Raw genomic sequence first — 23,462 nt, 5'->3', positions numbered from 1 at the left:
CCCCTCAGTAGCAGGGGTGCCGCCGGTGGTCCTGGCCGACATAGGCCGCCGCGCTCTGATAGCAGTGGTTGGTGGAGGGGCCGTCGTAAAAGGCGAAGGTGCCGGGGGTCACCCCAGGACCGTAATTGTGCAGATAGCTGATCGGGTACGGTAGCGGATTGGCGTAGTGGCGGTGATACCGGTGATGCACCCGCGCCTCCGCCAGGCCAGGGGCTAGGATTGCCGCCGACAGGGCAGCAACCGCGGCTACAAGCGTCAACTTGCTCATCTCGATTCTCCGGAAAACCCGCGCCATTAGGTCTGCCATCTATAGCCATTTCGGGCCGCCGGGGCACCCGTGCGGAGCCTCGAAATCGGGACTAATCCCGCAGATTCCCGGGGAGGTGTGACAGAATTGCCGGAAGGGCGGTCGAAGCCCGCCCATTTTTGGCCTTTTCGGGATGCTTAACGAATTCCCCACACAAGTATGGCCAAAGAGAATCCGGTCAAAGATTCCTCCCGCCGGTCACCTTGGGGTTCGTTGGGTGTCTTCGAGGCCGGATCGTTTCCGCAAGGTTTTCTCCGTCACGCCGTCATGCGCATCACGCTCCTCAGCCTGCTGTTGCTCTTCGTCGCCGCCGCGCCAGCGCGGGCGGAGCTGCACATCACCCGCGATCATGGCGGCTATGTCGAGGAGTATAAGGCCAAGTACAAGCGCGTCCGGGACACCGGCGAGCGCGTGATCATCGACGGGATCTGCAACTCGGCCTGTACGCTGGTGCTCGGCATCGTGCCGATGAACAAGATCTGCGTGACCCCGCGCGCGAGCCTTGGCTTCCATCAGGCCTATTACGACAAGGCCTTCACCTTCGGAATCAAGGTCACCAGTGCCGAAGGGACGTCCGACCTGATGTCCTACTACCCTGATACGGTGAAGGACTGGATCCGCCGCAATGGCGGGCTCACCACCGACATGAAGAAGATCAAGAACGGGGTCGAGCTCTGGAAGATCATCAATCCCTGTCCTGAAGAATGGTGATCGGCTGATCTGAGCCGCAACGTCCGCCGCAGCGCAGCATCGGAAATTCGCATTGCCGCACCGCGCCCGCTCGGGCAATGAGGGCGGCAATGAATCATAATCAAGATCATCTGGCCGCGAAGGCGGCGCCGGTGCTGTTCGTCCTGCTCTGGAGCACCGGCTTCATCGGCACCAAATACGTCATCAACAATTCCGATCCCTTGACTTATCTCGCCATCCGCATGGCGCTGGTGGTCGGCCTGATGGCGATCATCGCAGGCGTTGCCCGCCCGAAATGGCCCGATCGCGCCGGCATCGCGCATAGTGCGGTTGCCGGCATTCTCGTCCACGGCTTCTATCTCGGCGGCACTGCGATCGCCATCGCGCACTCAATCCCGGCAGGACTCTCCGCGCTCATTCCGGGCCTCCAGCCGATCCTGACGTCGACCATTGCCAACCGTTGGCTCGGCGAGAAAGTGACGCCGGTGCAATGGGGCGGCCTGTTGCTCGGGCTCGGCGGCGTGGCGCTGATCCTGCACAATCGTCCCATGACGGGAGAGGCCGGGCTCGGCTGGCTCGCCTCGATGGTCTCGCTGATCAGCATCACCCTCGGCACGCTCTATCAGCGGCGCTTCTGCAACCACATCGACTGGCGCGCCGGCAATCTCGTGCAATATGTCGCCGTCACGATCTTCTTCACCATCGGCGCCTTCCTGTTCGAGGACCGCGTCGTGCACTGGACGCGGGAGTTCGTGCTTGCGCTGGCGTGGCTTGCGGTCGCGCTCTCGATCGGGTCGATCGGGCTGCTGTACTGGCTGATCCGCCACGCTGCGGCGACGTCGGTTGCGAGCCTGTTCTATCTGGTGCCTGCGGTGACGGCGCTGATGGCCTATCTGCTGTTCGGGGAAAAGCTCGATGCCGTCGCGATCGCCGGCATGGCGATGTGTGCGGCCGCGGTATTCGTGGTCAATCGCCGCTTCGGCGCGTAGGCGGGCTTGCCGGAATACATCCCTGACGTGCAGGGTGCATCGTGTTAGGCTGGCCGCATTTCAGTGGTCCTTTTACCCGGTGATTTCCATGAAGAAGGCGAGACGCGCACTGCTCGGCAGGTCCATGAAGCCGGTCCGGATTGCCTGCATCAATTACGCCAAGGCATCGATCAACGACCGCGAGATGAACCAGCTCACCGCGGCGCTGCAAAAGTGCTACGATGAGCATTTCCTGCCGGTGTGGGGCTATCCTGTCGCTCTCTATGTCACCCGCAAGCCGAAGCGGACCGATTGGCAGCTCGTCTATTTCGACGACGCCTCTCACAAGAACATGCTCGGGCGTCACGAACTGACACACCGGGGACAGCCGATCTCGAAGATCTTCGTCAAGGCGCTCGGCGATGAGCCGATCAGCGTGGCGGCCTCGCACGAGCTGTTCGAGATGGTGCTCGACCCCATGGCCAATCTCTGGGCCGACAAGAACCGCAACACTCAATATGCCTATGAGGTCTGCGACGCCGTAGAGGAGGACCCCTTCGTCGTCAGCGGTTTTCCGATGTCGAATTTCGTCTATCCATCCTGGTTCGAGCCCTTCCAGCATCCGCGCGGCACCAAATTCGACCACAAGGGAACGCTGAAGGCGCCGTTCTCGATGACCGAGGGCGGCTACGTCATCAAGAAGGTCAACGGTCGGAAGGTAATCAAGGCGTTCGGCTCGCCTGCGAAGCGGCGACGCTTCAATGAGGAAGACCGGCGCGGCCATCGCAGCGAATTTCGCGACCCGAAGGGAAAGCACCACCCGGGCCGGCGCTCGTCGAAGCGGAAGGGGTAGGCCAAATCTCCGGGGTGACCCGGAGATTTGCTCTCGATCTGCGATCAGCGTTTTTTCAGGGGCGGTCCGCAGGACCAAACTCCGGTGCGCGATGGCGCACCAGAGAATCTCGAGAGCCCCAGATGCGCAATTGCGCATCTGGGGCTCTGGTCCCTCGCGCCATCCGGGGATGGCTGTTGGTTATTTCGGCTGCGGCACGATCCGGATATAGGGCTTCGGCTCCTTCCAGCCCTGCGGATAGATCGTCTTGGCCTCGTCGTTGGAGACCGAGCCCGCGATGATGACGTCCTCACCTTGCTTCCAGTCCGAAGGCGTCGCGACGCGATGCTTGGCGGTGAGCTGGAGCGAGTCGATGACGCGCAGGATTTCCTGGAAGTTCCGCCCCGTGGTCATCGGATAGACCAACACCAGCTTGATCTTCTTGTCCGGCCCGATGATGAAGACGTTGCGGACGGTCTGGTTGTCGGCGGCCGTGCGGACGAGGGGATCACCCGAGACCGCGGCCGGCAGCATGCCGTACAGCTTCGAGACGTTGTAATCGGTGTCGCCGATCATCGGATAGTTCGGGGCCGCGCCTTGCGTCTCCTTGATGTCTTCTGACCATTTGGCATGGCGGTCGACGGGATCGACCGAGAGACCCATCAGCTTGACGCCGCGCTTGTCGAACTCCGGCTTCAGCTTGGCGAGAGCACCGAGCTCGGTCGTACAAACCGGCGTGAAGTCCTTCGGGTGCGAAAACAGCAGTGCCCAGTTGTTGCCGATCCAGTCGTGGAACTTGATTTTCCCCTCGGTTGTCTCGGCTTCGAAGTCGGGGGCGGTGGCGCCGATCGGAAGTGTCATGGTTTGACCTCATCGCATTGAATTTACTTTGGAATTTCTGTCTGGCCGTCGCGTGCAGTATAGGGCCTGGGCGGCGTCAAGTGAACGGCATCTGAACCGCTTGAAGTAAAATGTGAATTCCTCCCCTGAAGGGCTGATTTCCGAGCACGTTTTTGTTACGGCCGCGCCGGCGGCGAAACATCTCCCCCGGGGGCTTCACGGCCCCGATTGCCCCGATAATGCCTTTTATGACCCGCATCACGCGCGCCCGACGCTCTTACGGAACCGAAATGGTCCTCACAGCGACTAATCGGCAACCATTGAGAAAAGTCGCGACCTCCATATCCAATCGTTAACCACCCCTTTACGCCCGCGTGAAAATGCTGGCGATCAGAAGAAGTCTGGAAGTGAACTATGTCTGCCGCACTGCCGAAGTCCGTTGAGTCGTCGTCCCTCGAACCGTCTTGCCGCGATACCGCGGCCCATGCGCTTTCCATCGTGCGCGACGGCGTGATCACGGGCGAAGGCCCGACCACCAAGGGCCGGGTGCACTTTTCCCGTTCCATCGATGCCGACGACGCCGCCTGGTGCGCCCGCATCCTGACCGCCACGGCCGTCAACGACCTGCCGGTCAGCCGCGCCGAGGCCGAGGCGCTGTTCGAGATCAACGAAGCTGCGACCGAGCGCGCCGATGGCGGCCGGTTCGATGATTTAATGACCAAAGCCGTCGCCCATTACGCCGCGAGCGCCTCGGGTTTGAAGGTGCCGCCGCGCAGCGTCGCGCTGGCGCAGGACACCGACATCGAGAGCTGGGCGTCGTCTTATGCATCCAAGGTCAACAGCGAGATGCTGGAGTGGATCGCCGGCCAGATGCGCGGCAAGCGCCACAACAACCGTCGCCTGATGGCGATGGTGGCGACCTTCCTGGGCGCCACCGCGCTGCCTCTGGCGGGCCAATTGCCGAACGTGTTCGACATCGGCATGTGATTCATCGCGCCTCTTCGAGGACGCGAACGAAGCGGCGGGTTATTTCCCCGCCGTTTTTTGTTTGCCGGCCTCCGGCTCGAGGCCCAGCGTGCGGCCGGGGAAACCGGCGGCATCAAAATAGCGCTGACTGCCGACGCGCTGGACGTTGAGCACGGTCTCGAGCCCGTTTTCGGACTTCTTCTTCGACTTCTCCACCGCCTTGAACGCCTTCGGCACGATGCCGTTGGGCAGGGCCTCCGACATCACCCGGCCGACCAGGCCGCCATTGTGCGCGCCGTGCAGGCCGAGCAGCCGGGCCGCGGTCATGCCGACGTCGGCATTGCTCACCGGCAGTTCGTCGACATAGCCGGCTTTGAAGTCCGGTCCGATCGCGGCCATGAAGTTGTAGGTGTCGCCGCGGCTGAAGCTGCCATGCATGCCCTGGCCCTGGCGCAGCACGGTATCGGCCACCTGCACCGAGCAGTTGGTCGGCGCCTCGCCGCAGTCGCTGGCGTAGGAGCGGAAGTTGACGACGATCGCCGGGGTCGGCGTCGCCGCCATGCCGCGCAGATTGATGCTCGACAGCGGCAGCGTGCCGGGGATGCGGCCGAGGGAGTCGTCCACGAACAGGCCGGAGACGTAGTCTTGCGCCAGCAGTGCGTTGATGGTCCTGGCCGCCAGCTTCTTGTCCTTGTTCGGCAGGTAGATCAGGTCCGAGCCACCGTTGGTGGCGACGACGAGGTCGGGCTTCTCCGGATTCTTGCCGAGCACGCCGTTGCCGGCCTTCGGATGCTTGTTACCTCCGACCTTTGCGTTCTTGTCGTTGGGATCGAACAGCGGCAGGTCGAGCGCCTTGGCCAGATCGAGGGCGACGAAGCCCATCGGCAGGAAGTCCTTCGGCGTGTCGTCATAGCTGACCTTGGCCGAGGGACTGGTCTTGCTCTCCTTGGAGATAGTGGAGAAGCCGTGATCGGCCTGGATCATGATGTTGGTGCTCGCGGCGAGGCCGAGTTCGTCCAGCGCCTTGCGGATCTGGGCGAGGTTGTTGTCGACGTTCTTGATGCTCGCCATCGTGCTCGGACCATTGATGCCCGGCAGGATCTGGTTGAGGCTGTCGCCCTGGTTATGCTGGGTGCCATCGGGATCGCGCGACCAGAACACCAGCACGAACGGCTTGTTGCGCGCCTTGAACATCGGCAGCACGACCTTGGTGGCGACGTCGGCGAAATAGGCCTGCTGCGCTACGTTGGCGACCGTGGTGCCGGGCGTCTTGGCGTCGCCCGCCTTGGCGTTGTCGCCGCGCGACGGCGTGGCGAGAGGGAGGCCGGCCTTGCTCAGCGCGTCCTTCATCTCGTCCGAGAGCGCCACGCCGTTCTTGCCGCCGGTGGAATCGTCGATCACGATCGAGTGCTGGCCGGGCTTGTCCGGATGATCCGTGTGGTCGAATTGGTAGGCCGGGCCGACCTTGCCGATCGTCGCCGTGCTCAGGCCCTTGTCGCGGGCCATCTTCAAAACGGTCTCTTCGTTGAGATAGTCGCCCTTGAAATGCTCGTCGATGTCACCGAGCACGGCGTCATTCTCGATGAAAGGGACCACGGTGTTGCCGGCAGGCACCGATGTATAGTTGGTCCAGATCGTGTTGGAGAACACGCCGGTGTCGCCGAGGTAGTGACCGGTCGACATCGCCGAGCCGTTGGCCATGGTGAAGGTCGGGAACAGCGAATGCGAGTTCTTGAAGTTGACACCCTTGTCGCGGACCTCGGCCATGGCCGGCGCAGTTTCCGGCGTGATCTTCATCGCGCGCAGCCCGTCGGGAATGAACAGGATCAGATTGCGGGGCGTGTTGTTCTCAGCGGAGGCGAGTTCGCTGAAAAGCCCGGTGGACAGCATGGTCAGCCCGGCTGACAGCAACACCAGTGAACGTCGCATCAAAATCTCCTAGCGGTGAGGCGGCCTGGCCGCCGAACCGCGGCCCCCGGCAATCGTTTAGTTTTGCTGCATGACGGTTTTGTTACAAGAGGGGATCGGCATGCAGAAGTGATGAGCGCGCCATCCGGTGTCGGCCGTTTCGGCAGGGATGAGGAGGGGACGCTCGCCTGGCCCGGACGTGCCTGCAGCGTGCTTACGCTGCTGCGCGAGTCGGGGCCCAGCAGCCGCGCCGTATGCTGATGGATGGGCCCGGCTCTGCAGCGCACCGTCGGAGAGACGCTGCGCTGTGTTCGGGCATTTCTCCGCAGAGACAGCCTGGATTGCTCCGTCGCGAGAGCTCCTCGGAGCATGCGGCAGCGACTTCGGTTCATTCGCATTTCCATTGCAGACACACCTTCGCATCCTCGCGGCGCGTCTCGCCCGAGCCTTGCCCGTCGCCTTGCCCTCGAAATGAAAGAGAATTCTGGGTTCGTGGCTTCTGGTGGATCGATGCGGTTCCGATAAAAGGAAGATGGTCCGCCGAGCAGACGGCTCTTTAGCCAATCAATCGAGCGCCGACCTTCGCTATCAAGTTACTTCGGTTTTTGCCTGTCAGCCAATTCGCGAGAAGCCAAGCTAAGCTCTAGCTCTTTAAGCTGTTCGACCAACTGCTCTATGATCGCTTCGTAGTCGGACGGCATCAGTGAATGCACGCCGCGTGAGGCCAATTCGTTTTGAAGGATCGTTACCATCATGGCTTTAACGCTCATGACCTCTCGCTCAAAAAGCTAATCGTCAAAAAAACAATCGGAAGTAGACGCCAAACACTGGGGGTGCGCAATCTCCGTAGAATTACGGCCTTGGCGGACCCTTGCAGTGCAAATAGGGGGCATGCTCCACGACCGCTTTGGCCGCGGGCTTCGACTATCGAGCGCGAAAGAACGTACTGGATTGCGTCCAGTGTGATTGACGCGCGATTTGAAGCCGCAACGAAAGCCGATCGCGCTTCGGAAAGTAAAATTGGTTCTGAGCTATAACTATAATGACTCCGACGCAAAAATAGAAAATAGGGTGCAAAAAACAAAAATAAATGGGAGGAGTAGATGGATAGTGTGAGTCGCCTGCGCGCGATGGCCTCGCTGTGCCGTCAGACTGCCGCGCATCATCCTGAAAAAAGTTGGAAACTGCTTGCCGAAGCTGAGTATTGGGAGCACCTGGCCAACGATGCGCTGCTCGGTCGCTCGTGCACATCTGGCTTCTCGCTCCCAGCAATCGGAGATGATGCGAACACCACGCCGTCGGCCCACACTATGGCGGCATGACCGCTTTCGGTACCAAAGTCCCCTCGACGGCTACAGCTAGCTCTCACTGTTTGCAGAGCGTTCTGTTCTGGGGGAAGGAGGTCTCAAACTTCCTCGCGGGGTACGAGCGAGTAAAGCTGAACTACATTTTCTTGGTAGGGGTTGCGTTCATGGATAGCGTAGAGCGGTGCTTCGCCGCAGTGACGGCAATCGGTTTCTTTGTGACCGTCGTCGGAATGATATTGTTGCAAACCATCTAAGTTCTAGCTCTGCGCGAATTGCTGGCCAGCTTGCGACCGGGGCCAGGCTTTGGGCTGTAGGTCAGCCGCGCTGCGCTCAAGATCGCTCCGGGACTATTTTTTCAAAAGCAGTCCCAGCGTTCGCGCCATGCGCCTCACCGATCCGGCGTGGCGGCCGAGTTCGGCGGCTATCTTTGACGCGCCGACTCCCTGTCGGGCCAGTGTGATCAATCGTCGGACCTCCTGCTCGGCCCATTGCTTCGGCTTTGGAATCTTCACGTGCAGCCCCTCAACCTGCACCAATTAACCAATGCACCTTGTTGGCCGCACTTGGGAAATTTACGGGTGGCATGCGCCCTAGTGAGGCGTGGGCGGGGCTGGCCGCTGTCCAGTTGCGACATGCGCCCGTTAAACTTAGGACGTATCGATGCGCAACCTCAGGTGAAAGGCCATGGGGGCCTGAGGCCACAAGTTAAGCAATCGGTTACTAATCACTGCCACCATCTGCACATTGGCCGCCAATCGCGGCAAGGCATTTTGAGAGCGGTTTTAAACACGCCCAGTTGGCGGTCTCTTCAGGAGAGGCCCAATGTTCAAGGGCTTCACGGTGGCAGTTGTGGCGCTGATTAGTACAGCGCAGCTGGATCAATACCTAACTGACGGTCGGCACACTGACGCGGCCATGGCTATGCTACGGCAAATCAGGCACGCGTTTGGGTTTTGAGATACCGCTCCGGACGACTTTGAGGCGCGCGCGATGGATGACATCTCATGGGCTGATCTTGACGCAGACGAGCAACGTGCCATTGCGATCTTGGGAGCCGGACTTTCTATCGAGCTGTGTGACCCAATTGCTCTCCTGACCTTAAGGCGGCTCGGTCTGATCGTAGGCAGCCATTTGACAGCTGCTGCGCACAATTTGCGGAGAAACTTTGTTCTCGGCGAACTCGGGACGCGTGATTGCGTACCGTAACTCTGTTTGCGCATTTCGAAAGGCCCAGGGGATGAGAGATGTCAGGGGCTCTTGAGCTGATCGTGGAGGGCTATGTTTCCCTCAAGGACCGGAAGGCGCTCGACGAGCTTCGCATGCACCGCCGGAAGCTTCTCGCAGATCTCAATGCGTGCACCGGGATCGACTGTACGGGTACCATCCAGCAGATTGAGGAAGAGATCATCGTGATCGAGGCTGGGCTGGCGCGGTTGGATGGGGCAGCCACGAGCTAAACCAAACAGACCCGGCTATTCGTCGGCAATGGCCGCCGCAACGCGTTCGCTTCATTCCGCGGCCATGCAATGCTCAAGTGGTTGTTCCCGGCTCACGACATCCCAAGCTCACGAAGCGCCTGCGAGGAAATCTCCGCTGGGTCTCGCACGCCGGTTTGCGCGATCTCGACGATCTTCCTCGCAATCATCTCGGCCATGGGGTCGTTGCGGTCTTTGATGCCGACGGCACGCAGCGCTTGCTCGTAAGCGGTCGTCACACGGTTAACTTCCTCCGGTCCCATCGGCAGATTTTGAAGCAACCGATAAATCGGCATTAGTTCAGCCCTCTGATATCCGGCGCAAGCACATTGGAACGGTTTTCGACCGAGCGAAAGCATTCCGTCGCAGCATGGTTAGCCTTTCGGCCACCGACAGCGATATCGGGTCGTCAAAGGTCCGCCGCCAGCACCTCGTATTGAATTCATGCCGCCGTGCGATCCTCCTTCTCCGCTCCATGCATCACGATCTTGATCCCATCATCCGGTAAAGGCCGCTGCAACGCCTTCGCGTCATCCCACGGCGCACGCATCCACATATCGCGCTCTTCATCGGTCGTCGGATCACCGGCATCGCCTTGGGATGGATCGGCTCAACCACTGCATTCGGCGTGGTCGTCAGGACACCATACACAAGATGCGGTCCTGGGATCAGTTTCGACTTGGTGCCGCGGTCGCGTTTGACTTCGGTCCAGATGCCACGCATGCCGTCAGCGGCCGATTGTCATTGAGCGCGAACCAGACGACACTCTTCTTCTTCGTCTCGGGGTTCGGCTGCGGCGCGTATTCGGCAAAGCTGTTGAACGGCACGAGACAGCGGTTCTCGAGCTTCAGCCAGCCGCGCCAGTGCGGCTAGGACGTATTGCGTGGGTTGGTGACAGGCGGCCCGCTCGTCGCAATGGGGGAGTGTTCCGGACCTATTGGGTGCGGTGCAATCAATTCCGATCAGCAGGTTATGAAACGGCGTTCCCGGGGCACCAAGTGGCTGAATTCCGGGGGGAACTCCGGGCGTTCGACCGCATCCGGCGCCTCGTTAAGTTCGCGCCTTAACCAATAATTAATTATACGTTTGCGGGTGGGTGACAGCCCGGCCTAGCGTGCAGTGGGGAGCCGCTATCCGCGAAGCCAAACGAGTTGGTGCGTATCATGATATCCAGATCATATGGGGCGTTGCTCGCCTCGCTCAGCGCAGCCGCGCTGCTCCTTAGCTCCAGCGACAGTTTTGCACGACCGGGCGGCGCCGCACCGCAAGGCGTGGTGACCCCAGCCGCACCGCCGCCTGTCGCGCGTCCTGCGATGGCGCCGGGCGCGCGATTCCGTGCCCGCAGCAATCGCTTCAACAATCCCTGGGTCTATTGGCCCGGTGGCGGCGGATTCTTCTACGATGGGGCGGCCTACAACGAGCCTTTTGTTGATGCCGGACAGCCCGTCACCAGCGACGTTCGCTATACTTATACCTACGACGTTCCCTGGGACTGGGCGCATCGCTTTCCGCCGAACGTCGTGCCGTCCGACCGGCCTTATGTATCGAGCTGCCCGACGGAGCACGTGACGGTTCCCGGCCGTGGTGGTGGCGAGCACACCGTCAACATCATGCGCTGCTACTGAGCAGCGCGCCGCATTTCACGGCTCGCTACAAAATGCCTGCCGCGGCTGCCTGGTCGCGCTCGGACTGCTTTTGCCTGACATTGGCGAGCTCGCGGCTGCAAGCCACAAACGCGTTCGTTCCCGGGCGCAGCCCGAACTGACCGCAGACATCCCGATCCTCATCGGCAATGACGCGCGCAAGCTCGGCCTGCGCGGCTTCCCGGATTGCCGGCGCAGAGACGAGTGCGTGAACCCCGATGGCTGCCACAACGGCGAGCACCAACGCAGCCGCGATGCCGAGGCGCTGCGTGTCATCGGCCGTGTGCTGGGAAGAGCGGGCCTTGGTTCTGACTTGGGTCATGAAGTCCTCTCGGATGAAATATCGATGGTCAAAAAGAATGTCATTCGAGCCGTCCGGCAAAATCGGCGGATGCAACACCCATACACGCCGCGCCAAAGCGGCGACGTGAACCAGATTACAAATTCCAGGATGGCACGGGCCTAATTTAAAATTGGTCCTAGCCCAATTCAAAGCTGGTTACGCCGAACACGCGGTCAAGCCGCAGTGTCGGGATCGGTCCAGTGTACATTCGCGCCGTTTCGAATGTCGGCTTCAGGCCAAGAGATTCCGCAACCGCTATAGCATCGCGGTTCATCGCGGGGATGTCGAGCACAATCTCATTGCTGCCGGGGCTCGCCAGCAAAGCCTTCAAAACGGCCTCCGCCGCGGCGCGGTCATCAGCTACCAGCGGGCCGATCTTGCGGCCTGTCCTGCAGGGGCGGATCACGCCCCACGCCGCGAGCTTGCCATCACGGAGCAGTGCGCGGCCAACGTGTGTGTTGATCCAGGCGCGCAAGAAAGCCGTGCGTGGCGCCGGGAACACGGTGTCATCGTCAGCTTGGACAAGCGGCCATGGGATCGTGTCGAGCGCAACAATTTCAGCGGGCGGCTTCGATGGCGCTTCGACAATGCCGCTGTAGCGGATATTGGCGTAAGCGAGCTGGAAGCCGGACTTCTTGTAATTGTCTTGCTGCGCCACCACGCCATCGAGCCCGATCACGCGCGCGCCTGCATGCGCGATCGCGGCGTTCCAGATGCGCAGGCCGTGGCCCCTGCCGCGAAAGCCTGCGCGCACGATGTAGAAGCCAAGAAAGGCGAAGCGGTCGTTGTAATTGACACAGGAGACGGTCGCGACCGGCTCGCCGTCGAGCTCGCCGACGAAGAAGCCTTGCGGGTCGGGGATCGCGAAGCAGGCGGCATCGGCAAGGCCGGGATTCCAGCCCTCGGCCGCCGCCCAGTCGATCGCGATGGAGATCTCGTCGGGCCGCAAATTGCGAATCTGCAAACCGTTCATTCGTGGTGCCTCGTGGTGATGGACCTGCAGGCAGGTCTGGCTGTAGAAGGCCTGATGACAGACTGAACCTTGGCGGACTGAACCTTGGCAGACTGGGGCTTGGGCTCGCCGCAACGCTATCACGGGGATTACAGGTCATGGCAGCAGAGAAGGTCGCGCTCGTCACCGCGGGCGGCAGCGGCATGGGGGCGGGGGCTGCGCGGCGGCTTGCAGCCGATGGCTTTCACGTCGCGATCCTGTCGTCTTCCGGCAAAGGCGAGGCGCTCGCGACCGAGCTCGGCGGCTTCGGCGTGACGGGTTCGAACAGGTCCAGCGACGATCTGAAGCGTCTGGTCGACGGCGCGCTTGCGAAATGGGGACGGATCGACGTGCTCGTCAACAGCGCCGGCCACGGTCCGCGCGCGGCGATCACCGAGATCACCGACGAGCAATGGCACATCGGCCTCGATACGTATTTGCTCAACGTGATTCGTCCAACCCGGCTGGTGACGCCGGTGATGGTCGCGCAGAAGGGGGGCACCATCATCAACATTTCGACCGCCTGGGCGTTCGAGCCGAGCGCGATGTTTCCGACCTCCGCGGTGTTCCGTGCAGGGCTCGCCGCCTTCACGAAGATCTTCACCGACACCCATGCAACCGACAACATCCGCATGAACAACGTGCTGCCGGGCTGGATCGACAGCCTGCCGCAGACGGACGCGCGCCGCGACAGCGTGCCGCTGAAACGCTATGGCAAGGTCGAGGAGATTGCGGCGACGGTCTCGTTCCTCGCATCCGACGGCGCCGCCTACATCACGGGCCAGAACATCCGCGTTGATGGCGGGCTGACGCGCTCGGTCTGAGGCGGCAGCGATCCGAGCCGCGCTCACTTGCTTGTTAGCCGCGCGCGGTCAGCAGGTGCGCCAGCGCGGGCAGGATCTTGTAGCGGGCGATCTCGTGCGGATAGTCGCCGCGATTGGCGAGCAGCACGATGCCGATCCGCCGGCCCGGCACCAGGCCGATATAGCCGGAGGCGTTGTTGAGACCACCCGGCTTGTCGACCACGGTGACATCGGGCAGGTGCACGGTCTCCCAGGCCATGGCTTGTCCGAAGGTGGCTTGTCCGAACGTCTGGCCGGTGTGAAAGCTCTCGCGTTGCGTCATCCGCAGCGCCTCGCGCAATTGCGGGTCGATCGCGCGGCCGTCGACGCAGGCGGCCGCGAATGTCGAGAGGTCCCGCGCGGACGAGAACATCTGGCCGGTGCCGGGGAAGTCGAAATAGCTCTGCTGGTTGCCGATCGGGCCGATTGCATTGCCCTGGTCGGAATAGCCCTGCACGACGCGCCGCAGCGCGGCTTCTTTCATCATCGCGCGGTTGTCCGGCCCGCGTTCGGGAATCGACGTGGCCTGCATGCCGAGGGGCGCGAGAATCCGGCTCTCGACCAGCCTTGAAATCGGCGTGCGATAGCAGCGCTCGAGCACGAGCTGAAGCAGCACGTAACCGGCGTGACTGTAGATGCGCTGTTTGCCGGGCGCAATGCCGGCGGGCGGCGCAAAGGCGTTGAGCATGTCGATGAATTGCGCCTGCGAGTAGGAGTCGTTCGGCCAGGGTGGGTGATCGGTCGGCAGCAGCAGTCCCGAGGTGTGCGTGGCGAGTTCGCCGACGGTGATCTTGCGAATATAGTCGCCGTTCAGCTCCGGCAGATATTTCGGCAGGGGATCGTCGTGCCGCAGCTCGCCGCGGAGCGTGCCGAGCGCGACCAGCGTCGCTTCGAACGGTTTTCTCAAAGAAGCGAGATTGAACAGGGTGTCCGGCGTCACAGGCCGCTTGGCGTCGTCGGCGAAACCGTAGCTGAAGAATTCGATATGGCGACCGGCATAGAGTGCGGCGGCGAGGCCGCCCGGTTGGTCCGGCGTCGCGGTCGGCGCGAGTTCGGTGGCGACGATGTCGCGCATCTGCGCGATCATGTCGGAATCCGCCGAGGCGCGTTGCGGCCCGGCAAGCGCTGCCGCAAAGGGAACGAGCGCGGCACGGGCGAGGGCTCGCCGGGTGATTTGCGGTGAGATGACAACAGGTGGCACGTGCTCTGACTGATCATGCAATGCGCCCCGATGACATCTTAGCGGGGCGGCCCCGGCGTCCAATTCACGATTGCGCGTGCAGGTTCCACAGCGACGGCCAGGAAAAATACTTAGCTCATGAGCTAACAATACTTGACGCCGGATCGCGGCGGCTCTATAGTTAGCTGCATGGCTAACCAATTACCTCAACTCGATCAGATTTTTGCCGCGCTTGCCGATCCGACGCGGCGGGCGATCGTGATGCGGCTGTGCACCGGTGAAGCTTCGGTCGGCGAACTCGCAGATCCCTTCGACATGGCGCTGCCGAGTTTCATGAAGCATATCCACGTGCTGGAACAGAGTGGGCTCGTGCAATCGGAGAAATCCGGCCGCGTGCGCACCTGCCGGCTGAGCCCGGACGCACTCCTCAGCGCGGAAGACTGGTTCCAGCACCAGCGCGCGATCTGGGAGGCGCGGCTCGACCGGTTCGAGGCCTATGTGATGAAGCTCAAGAGGGAGAGGACGGCTGCCAGGCAGCCATCCAAGACGGCCGATAAGGCAAAGAATAAGACAAGCAAACGGAAAGGTGCCTGACGATGACGAGTTCTGCCAATGCCGCCCTGTCGCAATGGTCGATGGACCGGGAGATCGTGATGTCGCGCGTGATCGACGCGCCGCGCGATCTGGTGTTCGAGGCATGGTCCGATCCAAAGCACCTGCCGCAATGGTTCGGACCGAAGGGTTTCAAGATCGAGACCTTCGAAATCGACGTGCGCGTCGGCGGCGTCTGGCGCTTCAACATGATCGGTCCTGACGGCATCGTCTATCCGAACCGCATGCGCTTCCGTCGCATCGAACGGCCGTCGCTGATGGAAATGGATCATGGCGACGACCGGGACGATGATCCCGGCATGTTCCGCTTCACCGTCACCTTTGCCCAGCAGAGCAATGGCAAGACCGTGCTGATGATGCGGCAGCTGGCGGCGAGCGCCGAGCAGCGCGACGGCATGATCGGCTTTGGCGCCGTGGAATACGGTTACCAGACCCTCGACAAGCTCGCGGCCTATGTCGGCGGATTGAAGAAATAAGGCGTCGTGCGTGATTCGGGGGCGCGCTCGAATTGGCGCCCCCGAATAGGCCTGGAAAGGCCATCGCCTTCGCAATTATGACAATCCGCCGGCGAATTATGACAGGGCCCGCCACGCAGATTTTTGTCGCGCGGAACGACAGATTTATGACAGGATTGCTACCGTTGGATGTCAAGATGACTACAGCGGAGTGATCCATGTTGCGGTGGCAGGCGCGATCAAATCCCCTCGCGTGGTGGTGGGGGTCCCTGACGCTGGTCAGCGCTGCCAACATCCTCGTCTGGTTCATGCTGTACCGCGAGTTCTACCCGAGCGTGGCCGGCAGCGTCGGCGGCGGCTCGGATATCGGCCTGATGTTCCTGCTCTGCGCGGCCTATGTGTTCGGCTGCGCCTTCCGCTCGGTGCTGCCGCGCGCCGACGTGCAGCGCATCTGCCTGTTCGACACCTGGTTATCGAGCGTGTTCGTCGGCCGCACGGTGGCGACGATCGCCGAGGTCTGCTTCGCCGCGCAATGGGCGATCATCCTGCATCAGCTCGGTCAGATGACCGGCGCCGAAACGGCGGTGAACATCGCACTCGTGATCGTGCCGATCATCATCGTTGCCGAATGCTTCTCCTGGTATGCGGTGGTGACGACCAACTTCCTCTACAACGCGATCGAGAACTCGTTGTGGGCGGTGACCTTCTTCCTCGCCGGCATCGCGCTGTGCCGCTTGATGCCGGAATTCCAGGGCGTTGTGCGCTGGGCGCTGATGTCCGGCATCGTCGGCATCGCCTGCTTCCTCGCCTTCCTCGTCACCGTCGACGTGCCGATGTATCTTAGCCGCTGGCGGGCAGGGCATGAAGAAGGCAACAGGCTGCTCGGCCTCCTCGAAGGCCTGCATGACGTCTCGACGCGATGGGTGGTGACCCACGACATCGCGCACTGGAAGGGCGAGCTGACCTGGATGTTCCTGTATTTCAGCGCCGCCGTCTGGTCGAGCCTTGCGCTCTGCGCGCTTTACGCCATGGAAGGCTATCTCACGCATTATCTGGCCTGAGGCCAAAGCCCCATTCCGATGAATCGGAACGGGGCTATGGCTTCTTCTTTCGACGCGTTTTCTTGACGCGAACCGGTGCCCACTTCGCTCGAAAACGCTTTGTTTATTTGCCGACCAGGCTGCACTTGCTGCGGTCGAGCGGGCGAAAGGCCTGGTCGGGCGGAATGGTCGCGACCAGCTTGACGAAGTCCCACGGGCCTTTCGACTCCTGAGGTGTCTTGACCTGCACCAGATAGAGGTCGTGCACCATGCGCTGGTCTTCGCGGATGCGGCCGCTCGTCGTATAGGCGTCCGAAACCGGCGTCGCCTTCATCTTCGCCATCACGACCGCGCTGTCGTCGGAGTCGCTGTCCTTGACCGCCTGCAGATAGTGGCGCACGGCGGAATAGACGCCGGCCTGGATCTGCGACGGCATCGCCTTGCGGCGCGCATAGAACGCATCGGAGAACTTGCGGGCGGCCGGCGAGACGTCCTCGAAGAACGAGGTGACGATCAGATCGCCGCGTGTCGCCTTCAGGCCAACGGCCTCGATGTCGACGTTCTGGAACGACATCGGCACGATCTTCATGCCCTGGTCGGCGAGGCCGAACTCCTCGGCCTGCTTGATCGCGGTGGCGTTGTCGCCGGCGACGTTGATCGCCAGGATCTTGGCGCCCGAGGACTGCGCCTGGAGCAGAAACGATGAGTAATCGGGCGTGCCGAGCTGGGCCTTGACGCTGCCGGCGACCTTGCCGCCAAGGGCTGCGATGCGCTCGCGCGCGGTCGCCTCGATCGAATGGCCGAAGGCATAGTCGCCGGTAATGAAGAACCACGGCTCCTTGCTGGTCTGCATCACGCCGGAGACCACGGCTGTTGCGGTCGAATAGGCGTCTTGCGTCCACTGCACGCTCGAGGGCGCGCAGGCCTCATCAGTGAGCTGGTTGGCGCCGGCGCCGGAGACGAGAAAGATCTTGCCGTTGCCGCGCACCAGCTCCTGCACCGCGAGCGCCGCGCCGGAGCTGCCGCCATCCGCGATCGCCTGCACGCCGTCGCTGAACCATTTTCGCGCGAGGGAAGCCGCTAGATCCGGCTTGTTCTGGTGATCGGCCTGCAGGATCTCGATCGGCTTGCCGTTGATCTTGCCGCCAAACTCCTCCGCCGCCATGCGCGCCGCCTCGACCGAGCCCGGCCCCATCGCGGTTGCGAAAATGCCGTTCATGTCGGTGAGGACGCCAATGCGAATGGCGTCGCCCTTGATCTCGGCGCGGGCAGCGCCGGCGAGCGCCAGCGAGATCAGCAGGACGGCGGTGGACGTGGTGCGAATGATGGCCATGGCGTTGTCTCGAACTTGAATGAGGGGAAGGGCGCCGCCGGCATTTGGCGCGCGCGGCGATGGAAGGCGTGTCCTAATTGATAATCGTGCAGGCGGGATCCTGAGGTCCGAAAGCCTCGTCACCCGGAATCTTCGTCAGGATCTTGTAGTAGTCCCAGGCGTATTTCGATTCCTCGGGGCTCTTGACCTGGGCAAGCCAGAGATCGTGCACCATGAGGCCGTCGGCGCGAAGCTTGCCGCCATGCGCGAAGAAGTCGTCGACCGGCGTGTCGCGCATCCTGCTCGCGACCTTGGCCGGATCGTCAGTCCCGGCTGCCTTGACGGCGTTGAGATAATGCGTGACCGCCGAGTAGACGCCGGCTTGCCACATCGTCGGCATCCGCTGCATCTTGGCGAAGAATCGCTTTGACCAGGCGCGCGTCTGCTCGTCCATGTCCCAGTAGAAGGCGGTCGTCAGCAACAAGCCCTGTGCGCTGTGTAGTCCAAGCGCGTCGACGTCCGTAATCAGCGCCAGCAGGGCGGCCATTTGCTGGCCGCCCTGAAAGAGGCCAAACTCGCCGCCGGTCTTGATCTCGTTCACGTTGTTCGGCGGGCCGCCGGCAATGCCGATGATCTTTGCTTTCGAGGCCTGCGCCTGAAGCACGAAGGACGACATGTCGGTGGTTCCAAACGGCGGCCGGGCGGAGCCCAGTACCTTGCCGCCCTCGCGCGTGATGACGGCGGTGGCGTCGCGTTCCAGCGCGTGGCCGAACGCAATGTCGTCGGTGAGGAAGTACCAGGTCTTGCCGCCGCGCCTGACGACTTCCTGGGCCGTGCCGACCGCAAGTGCGTGCGTGTCGAACACCCACTGCATGGTGTAGGGCGAACAGAATTTCCCGTGATAGTCGGCCGTTCCGGTCGCCGTGACGATGAGCAGCTTCTTCTTCTCGCTGGCGACGGTTTGGACTGCGAGCCCCACCGCCGACACCGGAACATCGACGATGAGGTCGACCTGCTCGGTGTCGTACCACCGGCGCGCGATAGCGGCGCCGATGTCAGGCTTGATCTGATGGTCTCCGACGATCAGCTTGACCGGCTTGCCCAACACACTGCCGCCGAAATCGTCGATGGCCATTTGAGCCGCGGTCACAGAGCCTTGCCCGGTCGGTGTCGACGAGGGTCCTGTCATATCGGAAAGGACCCCGATCTTGACCACCTCGTCTGAGATCTGGGCCTGCGCGGCTGTCACAGCCAGAATGAGCGCAGTCGCGGCGAGTGCGCGGACCAAGCCGTACATGGTGTTCCTCCCTGGCGTTTCCTGATGTCGTTTTTGTTTTGTTTGATTGATCAGTCGCGGTGGGTCAGGCCGCCTCGGCGATGACCTTGTTTCGAAGCGTTCCGATGCCGGAGATTTCGACCTCGACGGTGTCGCCGGGGCGCATCCACAAGGGCGGCGTGCGCTTGGCGCCGACGCCGCCGGGCGTGCCTGTCACGATGACATCGCCGGGAACGAGCGGACAGATCGTCGAGATGTAGGCGATCAGCTCCGGGATGGCGGTGATCAGCAGGTCGGTCGTGGTGTTCTGCACGACGGTGCCGTTGAGGCGCGTCTGCAAGGTCAGCTTCGAGGGATCGGGGATCTCGTCCGCCGTCACCAGCCACGGGCCGAAGCTGCCGCTCTCCGCAAAGGTCTTGCCGGAGAGGAATTGGCTGGTGTGGCGCTGCCAATCGCGGATGCTGCCTTCGTTGTAGCAGGCATAGCCGGCGATGTGGTCGAGCGCGCGGTTTGCCGGAATGTGGCGGCCCTGCTTGCCGATGACGAGTGCGAGCTCGCCCTCATAGTCGAAGTCGTCGCTGACCTCAGGTTTCACGATCGGCTGAAGGTGGCCGACCTGGCTGCAGGGGAAACGGACGAACAGCGCCGGCTTCTCGGTGACGGTGCGCCCCGTTTCGGCGACGTGGTCGCGATAGTTGAGGCCGACGCAGATGATCTTGCCGGGATCGGGAATGACGGGCGCAAAGCTGATCGTGTTGAGCGGATGATCGGGTGCCGTGGATGCGACCAGCTTTGCCGCCTCGGCCATGCGGCCGGTTTCGAGCAACTGCCGCAGCGTAGCGCAAGGCGCCATGCGCGTGCCGAGATCGACGACGCCATTGTCCTTGACGGCGCCGAAGGAAGCGCGACCGTTGGCGATGAAAGAAAGCAGCTTCATTGGATATCCCTAAAAGACGTTCGGTCAGGCCGCGGACGGCACGGGGGTGGAAGGCATGATGGCGGCGATGAGGCGGTCGAGTTCGGCATCGTTGCGGGCGGTGGCGCGGATGTAGTGGTCGGGGCGAACCAGCGCGGCGATGAGGCCGTGCTCGCGCAGCCAGGGTCCGATGCCTTCGGCGTCATTGCTGGTCAGGATTTTGAGTCCGGAAAGAGCAGGATGCGACAACAGCGCGGCCGTGTTTTCGACCAGCAGCAGATGGCTGTAACCGATCCGGTCATCGCCGCGACTGCCGTCCTTCAGCACGAACTGTGGCGCCAGATGCCCGGCGAGAGGCAGGTCGCCGAGTGCGAGTCCGGGGCCGAGCAGGGGCTTCTTCACCTCGAGCTTGACCGGCGCGTTCTCGCGCGCCTGCCCGGCGGCAAGGCCCGCTTCGATCGCCTTGGTGTTGATGACGCCGCCCAAGCGAATGGCGAGCTCGATGAACTCGCGGACATGCGGTTGGCGCTCGCTCTGGTAAGTGTCGAGCAGATCAGCCGAGGCGTCGTCACGGACGACCGCGGCCAGCTTCCAGGCGAGATTGGCGGCATCGCGAATGCCGGCGCACATGCCCTGGCCGAGGAAGGGCGGGGTCTGGTGCGCCGAATCGCCGGCCAGCAGCAGCCGGCCGCTGCGCCATTGCTCTGCGATGGCGGAATGAAATGTGTAGACCGCCGCGCGCTCGAGTTCGGCATCCTCAGGCGTGAGCCAGCGCGACAATAATTCCCAGACCCTGGCGGGCTGCGCGACGTCATTCGAATCTTCGTCCGGGAGAACCGTGATCTCCCAGCGCCGGCGCGTGCCGGTGCCGCGGACATAGGTTGCCGGCCGCCTGGGGTCGCAGTGCTGGAGACTGTAGTCGCCGAGGTCGTCGCGCGCCCGCTTGAGCAGGACGTCGATCACCAGCCAGCGCTCGTGAAAGCCAAGGTCATCCATCCCGGAGCCGATGAAGCGGCGGACGAGAGATCGCGCGCCGTCGCAGCCGATCACATAGCGGGCGCGGACCTCGCTGAGCCTGCCGCTGGAGAGGTCCTCGTAGCGGACGCGGACGCCGGTCTCGTCCTGATCCAGCGCGAACACGTCGCAGCGGTTGCGCAGGGTGACGTGCGGCCAACGAGCGAGGCCGGCGATCAGCACGTCCTCGAGATCGGGCTGATGGAAGCGGTAGCTGAGATTCCAGCCCATCGGCGTCAGCGTCTGCGGCCGCGACCAGTCCAGCAGCAGCTTGCCGTCGGCGTCGAGGAACAGCATGCCGGGGCTGAGGATGACATGCGGCAGGATCGCGTCAGCGAGGCCAAGCGTCTGGAACACGCGCATGCACTCGTCGTCGAAATGCACCGCGCGCGGCAGATGATAGGTCCGCGCCTCGCGCTCCAGCACCAGCGTTCGCACGCCGCACAGGCCAAGCAGATTGGCGAGCGTGGCGCCCACCGGGCCGCGGCCGACGATCACGACATCAAACTCTTCAGAGGCGGATTTATGTTGCATGGGGCTATCTCTTCCCCATCAAGCGCCGCAGCATCAACGTCGCCGCGCGAAGTGTCCGCCCAGCGGACGGACTCCTAGGCCTCGACGGGAATGGCCGCCGCCGTCGCCTGAAGCTGACCGACGAATTGTGCCGTGGCTTCCTCGGTCCCCAGCGCCGAGCGGATCCAGATGATGGAGATGCAGCCGTAGACCGTACCGTTCCGCACGATCGGCACCGCGATCGACGCCGTCTTCGGATTGTATTCGCCCTCGCTGCGGATCGCGTAACCCCGCGCGGCCGTCTCCGCTATCATCTGATCGAGGCGGCCCTGGTCGAGGAAGGGGCGGTCATCAGCCTCGTCGATGCGGCGGAGATGGCTGACGATGAGGTCGCGCTCGCGCGCGGGGCAGGCGGCGAGATAGGCGCGGCCCGCCGAGGTCCGCAGCATCGGCAGGCGTTTGCCGATCATGCCGCGGTCGATCGAGAGCGGGCTGCGCGAATGCGTGGTCTCCTGCACCACCATCGCGGCGTTCTCGTATGTGGAGAGATCGACCGGCCAGACCAGGCTCTTGCTGAGCTCGGCCAGATAAGGCGCGGCCGCCTGGCAGATCACCACGCCGGGGTCGTAGCCATCGCCAAGGCTCAGCGCGAGCCGGGTGACACGAAAGCGGTCGTCGCTGGCGCTGCGGGCGACATAGCCGAGTTCCTCCAGCGTTTCGAGCAGGCGATAGACGGTCGGACGGGGCAGGTCGAGCGCGCGGGCGACGTCGCCGGCGCGGATGCCGCCGGAGCGGTTGACCTCCTGCAGCACGTCCAGCCCGCGCTTGAAGGCGCGGACGCCCTCCGACTGCCGCGGCTTTCCGGTCCGCGTCCGCTCCTTGGACACTTCGTATTTCCTCCCTTGTGGCCGCCAGCCGCGTGACTATCGTCTTTGCGAACGCGAAGCGATTGCGGCATGTCACCGTAGGATCGCGCGCCGCCGGTATCAAGTTCCCCCGCGATAGGGCGAAGGCGATGCCCTCGGGAGGACGTCGATGGAAATCACTGCGCTCGGCTATATCGGGATCAATTCTTCGCAGATCGACCAATGGGGGCAGATGGCAACCGGACTGCTCGGCATGCAGCAGGTCGATCGCGGCGGCAAGATGCGCGCCTTCCGCATGGACGATCGCAAGCAGCGCCTAATCGTGGACGGCAGCAGTGATGCGGGCCTCGCGGTGATGGGCTGGGAGGTTGCCTCGACCGCGGAGCTCGATCAGCTGGCTAGCCGACTGGAAAGCCATGGCGTCAAGGTGACACGCGGCTCGCGCGCTCTTGCCGACGAGCGCCATGTGGCCGAGCTGATCACGTTCGCTGATCCGGCCGGCAACCGGCTGGAGGCGTTCTGCAAGCCCGAGCTTGCAAGCGAGCCGTTCAAGCCTGGCCGCCCGATCTCGGGCTTCCGCACCGGCGCGCTCGGCATGGGGCACGTCGTGCTTAATGTTGAGGATGTCGAGCCGCTATTGCCGTTCTATCGCGACGTGCTCGGCTTCCACGTCTCCGACTTCGGCCTCAAGCCCTACGGGCTCTATTTCTTCCACGTCAACGGCCGCCACCACTCTTTTGCGATGGTGGGTTCGGGCCGCAAGGCGATGCATCATTTCATGGTCGAGCTCGGCAGCCTCGATGATGTCGGGCAGGGCTATGATCTCGCGCAGCTCGAAGATGGCCGCGTTGCCTATACGCTCGGCAGGCACACCAACGACCACATGACCTCGTTCTACGTGAACACGCCGTCCGGCTTCTTCATCGAATATGGCTGGGGCGGGCGCGTGATCGATCCCGCGACGTGGCAGCCGCACGAGACGTTCGACGGCCCGTCGCTGTGGGGGCACGAGCGGCTCAACATGCCGGAGGAGCAGCGCAAGCGGCTGCGCGATATGCGGATGGATGCGGCGGCACGCGGCGTGCGCGTTCCGGATCCGCGGGTGCCGCCGCTGAACTGCGCCTGGCTGGATCAGGTGATCTCACGCGAATGATCGGCCGGCTTCT

Annotated in this window: 25 protein-coding genes and 1 pseudogene; 12 read left to right on the top strand and 14 right to left on the bottom strand. The window is 62.9% G+C overall.

All coding sequences use genetic code 11. The features are described 5' to 3' along the window. Window positions 1–4: 4 nt before the first annotated feature. Window positions 5–268, bottom strand: a complete 264-nt coding sequence (locus XH88_RS23710; protein WP_271670704.1) for a hypothetical protein — start codon at window positions 266–268, stop codon at window positions 5–7. A gap of 306 nt (window positions 269–574) precedes the next feature. Between XH88_RS23710 and XH88_RS23705 the strand changes: the two genes are divergently transcribed. From XH88_RS23705 to XH88_RS23695, 3 genes are all read left to right on the top strand, one after another. Next, the gene (locus tag XH88_RS23705) at window positions 575–1,018 is read left to right on the top strand and encodes a hypothetical protein (protein WP_092294986.1); all 444 of its coding nucleotides are present in this window, start codon (window positions 575–577) and stop codon (window positions 1,016–1,018) included. Between the two features lie 89 nt (window positions 1,019–1,107). Continuing rightward, complete coding sequence (locus XH88_RS23700) at window positions 1,108–1,986, top strand: DMT family transporter (protein WP_271670703.1); 879 nt, start codon at window positions 1,108–1,110, stop codon at window positions 1,984–1,986. Between the two features lie 88 nt (window positions 1,987–2,074). Then, window positions 2,075–2,818: a hypothetical protein gene (locus XH88_RS23695; protein ID WP_271670702.1), complete on the top strand. Its 744-nt coding sequence runs from the start codon at window positions 2,075–2,077 to the stop codon at window positions 2,816–2,818. 180 nt (window positions 2,819–2,998) lie between these two features. Here the strand turns inward: XH88_RS23695 and XH88_RS23690 are convergent, their stop codons facing one another. Beyond that, a complete protein-coding gene (locus tag XH88_RS23690; protein WP_271670701.1) occupies window positions 2,999–3,658 on the bottom strand; it encodes a peroxiredoxin in 660 nt (219 codons plus the stop codon). A gap of 393 nt (window positions 3,659–4,051) precedes the next feature. On the opposite strand from XH88_RS23690, the gene XH88_RS23685 reads away from it, so the two are divergent. Then, window positions 4,052–4,624, top strand: coding sequence for a hypothetical protein (locus XH88_RS23685; protein WP_271670700.1), 573 nt, complete (start codon window positions 4,052–4,054; stop codon window positions 4,622–4,624). 39 nt (window positions 4,625–4,663) lie between these two features. On the opposite strand, the gene XH88_RS23680 is transcribed toward XH88_RS23685, so the two are convergent. Next, the gene (locus XH88_RS23680) at window positions 4,664–6,532 is read right to left on the bottom strand and encodes an alkaline phosphatase family protein (RefSeq protein WP_271670699.1); all 1,869 of its coding nucleotides are present in this window, start codon (window positions 6,530–6,532) and stop codon (window positions 4,664–4,666) included. A 572-nt stretch (window positions 6,533–7,104) separates the two neighbouring features. Then, entirely contained in the window at window positions 7,105–7,281 is a 177-nt protein-coding gene (locus XH88_RS23675; RefSeq protein ID WP_271670698.1) for a hypothetical protein, read from the bottom strand. Window positions 7,282–7,614: 333 nt separating this feature from the next. On the opposite strand from XH88_RS23675, the gene XH88_RS23670 reads away from it, so the two are divergent. Beyond that, on the top strand, window positions 7,615–7,833 hold the full coding sequence (locus tag XH88_RS23670) for a hypothetical protein (RefSeq protein WP_271670697.1): 219 nt from the start codon (window positions 7,615–7,617) through the stop codon (window positions 7,831–7,833). A gap of 1,229 nt (window positions 7,834–9,062) precedes the next feature. Continuing rightward, window positions 9,063–9,275: a hypothetical protein gene (locus tag XH88_RS23665; RefSeq protein WP_271670696.1), complete on the top strand. Its 213-nt coding sequence runs from the start codon at window positions 9,063–9,065 to the stop codon at window positions 9,273–9,275. A 92-nt stretch (window positions 9,276–9,367) separates the two neighbouring features. Here XH88_RS23665 and XH88_RS23660 read toward each other — a convergent pair whose 3' ends face one another. Beyond that, window positions 9,368–9,589 carry a hypothetical protein gene (locus XH88_RS23660; RefSeq protein ID WP_271670695.1) on the bottom strand — a complete coding sequence of 74 codons (222 nt, stop codon included), beginning with the start codon at window positions 9,587–9,589 and terminating at the stop codon, window positions 9,368–9,370. 146 nt (window positions 9,590–9,735) lie between these two features. After that, window positions 9,736–10,213 (bottom strand): annotated as a pseudogene (locus XH88_RS23655) (SOS response-associated peptidase family protein); the annotation flags it as partial. Window positions 10,214–10,456: 243 nt separating this feature from the next. On the opposite strand from XH88_RS23655, the gene XH88_RS23650 reads away from it, so the two are divergent. After that, entirely contained in the window at window positions 10,457–10,918 is a 462-nt protein-coding gene (locus XH88_RS23650) for a hypothetical protein (RefSeq protein WP_271670694.1), read from the top strand. A 25-nt stretch (window positions 10,919–10,943) separates the two neighbouring features. Here the strand turns inward: XH88_RS23650 and XH88_RS23645 are convergent, their stop codons facing one another. Together XH88_RS23645 and XH88_RS23640 are read right to left on the bottom strand one after the other, a co-directional pair. After that, a complete protein-coding gene (locus XH88_RS23645; RefSeq protein ID WP_271670693.1) occupies window positions 10,944–11,336 on the bottom strand; it encodes a hypothetical protein in 393 nt (130 codons plus the stop codon). A gap of 79 nt (window positions 11,337–11,415) precedes the next feature. Further along, the gene (locus XH88_RS23640; RefSeq protein ID WP_271670692.1) at window positions 11,416–12,252 is read right to left on the bottom strand and encodes a GNAT family N-acetyltransferase; all 837 of its coding nucleotides are present in this window, start codon (window positions 12,250–12,252) and stop codon (window positions 11,416–11,418) included. Between the two features lie 137 nt (window positions 12,253–12,389). Here XH88_RS23640 and XH88_RS23635 point away from each other — a divergent pair, with 137 nt between their 5' ends. Beyond that, window positions 12,390–13,094: an SDR family oxidoreductase gene (locus XH88_RS23635; protein WP_271670691.1), complete on the top strand. Its 705-nt coding sequence runs from the start codon at window positions 12,390–12,392 to the stop codon at window positions 13,092–13,094. A 34-nt stretch (window positions 13,095–13,128) separates the two neighbouring features. On the opposite strand, the gene XH88_RS23630 is transcribed toward XH88_RS23635, so the two are convergent. After that, on the bottom strand, window positions 13,129–14,313 hold the full coding sequence (locus XH88_RS23630) for a serine hydrolase (RefSeq protein ID WP_442868465.1): 1,185 nt from the start codon (window positions 14,311–14,313) through the stop codon (window positions 13,129–13,131). A gap of 132 nt (window positions 14,314–14,445) precedes the next feature. Here XH88_RS23630 and XH88_RS23625 point away from each other — a divergent pair, with 132 nt between their 5' ends. The 3 genes from XH88_RS23625 to XH88_RS23615 all read left to right on the top strand — a co-directional run bounded on the left by XH88_RS23625 (window position 14,446) and on the right by XH88_RS23615 (window position 16,420). Then, entirely contained in the window at window positions 14,446–14,886 is a 441-nt protein-coding gene (locus XH88_RS23625; RefSeq protein ID WP_271670690.1) for an ArsR/SmtB family transcription factor, read from the top strand. Window positions 14,887–14,888: 2 nt separating this feature from the next. Next, a complete protein-coding gene (locus tag XH88_RS23620) occupies window positions 14,889–15,380 on the top strand; it encodes an SRPBCC family protein (protein WP_271670689.1) in 492 nt (163 codons plus the stop codon). A gap of 197 nt (window positions 15,381–15,577) precedes the next feature. Then, window positions 15,578–16,420, top strand: coding sequence for a hypothetical protein (locus XH88_RS23615; protein WP_271670688.1), 843 nt, complete (start codon window positions 15,578–15,580; stop codon window positions 16,418–16,420). A gap of 103 nt (window positions 16,421–16,523) precedes the next feature. Here XH88_RS23615 and XH88_RS23610 read toward each other — a convergent pair whose 3' ends face one another. The 5 genes from XH88_RS23610 to XH88_RS23590 form a co-directional block, all read right to left on the bottom strand. Further along, window positions 16,524–17,732, bottom strand: coding sequence for an ABC transporter substrate-binding protein (locus XH88_RS23610; protein WP_271670687.1), 1,209 nt, complete (start codon window positions 17,730–17,732; stop codon window positions 16,524–16,526). A gap of 73 nt (window positions 17,733–17,805) precedes the next feature. Continuing rightward, entirely contained in the window at window positions 17,806–19,008 is a 1,203-nt protein-coding gene (locus XH88_RS23605) for an ABC transporter substrate-binding protein (RefSeq protein ID WP_271670686.1), read from the bottom strand. A 64-nt stretch (window positions 19,009–19,072) separates the two neighbouring features. Further along, window positions 19,073–19,924 (bottom strand): fumarylacetoacetate hydrolase family protein, encoded by an 852-nt coding sequence (locus XH88_RS23600; protein WP_271670685.1) that lies wholly within the window; start codon window positions 19,922–19,924, stop codon window positions 19,073–19,075. A 24-nt stretch (window positions 19,925–19,948) separates the two neighbouring features. Then, window positions 19,949–21,451 (bottom strand): bifunctional 3-(3-hydroxy-phenyl)propionate/3-hydroxycinnamic acid hydroxylase MhpA, encoded by a 1,503-nt coding sequence (gene mhpA / locus XH88_RS23595; RefSeq protein WP_271670684.1) that lies wholly within the window; start codon window positions 21,449–21,451, stop codon window positions 19,949–19,951. 74 nt (window positions 21,452–21,525) lie between these two features. Next, window positions 21,526–22,317, bottom strand: coding sequence for a DNA-binding transcriptional regulator (locus XH88_RS23590; protein ID WP_271670683.1), 792 nt, complete (start codon window positions 22,315–22,317; stop codon window positions 21,526–21,528). Between the two features lie 148 nt (window positions 22,318–22,465). Here XH88_RS23590 and XH88_RS23585 point away from each other — a divergent pair, with 148 nt between their 5' ends. Beyond that, a complete protein-coding gene (locus XH88_RS23585) occupies window positions 22,466–23,449 on the top strand; it encodes a VOC family protein (RefSeq protein WP_271670682.1) in 984 nt (327 codons plus the stop codon). The last annotated feature ends 13 nt before the right edge of the window (window positions 23,450–23,462 follow it).

This window comes from Bradyrhizobium sp. CCBAU 51627, from assembly GCF_028128765.1.
Taxonomy (GTDB): Bacteria; Pseudomonadota; Alphaproteobacteria; order Rhizobiales; family Xanthobacteraceae; genus Bradyrhizobium.
Note: the sequence above shows the minus strand (reverse complement) of the source record. Positions and strands in the feature narration are given on the sequence as shown.